The sequence below is a fragment of the Gordonia asplenii genome (assembly GCF_012933505.1).
Lineage (GTDB): Bacteria > Actinomycetota > Actinomycetes > Mycobacteriales > Mycobacteriaceae > Gordonia > Gordonia asplenii.
This window is the reverse complement of record NZ_JABBNB010000105.1, coordinates 1-440: the sequence shown is the minus strand read 5'-3', so window position 1 is coordinate 440 and position 440 is coordinate 1. Positions and strand designations below refer to the sequence as shown.

The window sequence follows — 440 nt, the reverse complement described above, 5'->3', positions numbered from 1 at the left end:
TACCAAACCCAAATGTACGGCGTCGATGTTCGGTTCCCAGGCCCATCACGTGCACCGATGGGAGTACGGCGGGCGTACCACCATCGGGAATCTAGGTGCCGCGTGCGGGCACGACAACCGGCGCGAAGGCCCCGGCAGTGCCCAGTGGAAGACCATCGTGATCCGCACCGGCCCCGACAAAGGCCGGGTCGGCTGGATCGACCCCACCGACCCCACCCGCACGCCACAGGTGAACAACACGCTGTTCCCCGAAGTGATCCTCCGCCGTATCTGGGCCCGACACCACACTGCAGCACCCGCCCCACCCCCACCCGACGGCGCGACTCCGACTCCGCCGCAACGCGAATAGACCCGCCAACGAAAACGCCACCCCCACAACCACATTCACCGACGACGCCCACACCAGGCGTCGACACACCCATGCCCGCAGACTGCCCAGT

General features: G+C 66.8%; 1 protein-coding gene. It reads left to right on the top strand.

The genetic code is table 11. From position 1 onward, the window contains the following. A partial coding sequence (locus tag HH308_RS29375) for an HNH endonuclease signature motif containing protein (RefSeq protein ID WP_170197832.1) occupies nt 1-349 on the top strand: 349 nt, incomplete at its 5' end. Nucleotides 350-440: the final 91 nt, after the last annotated feature.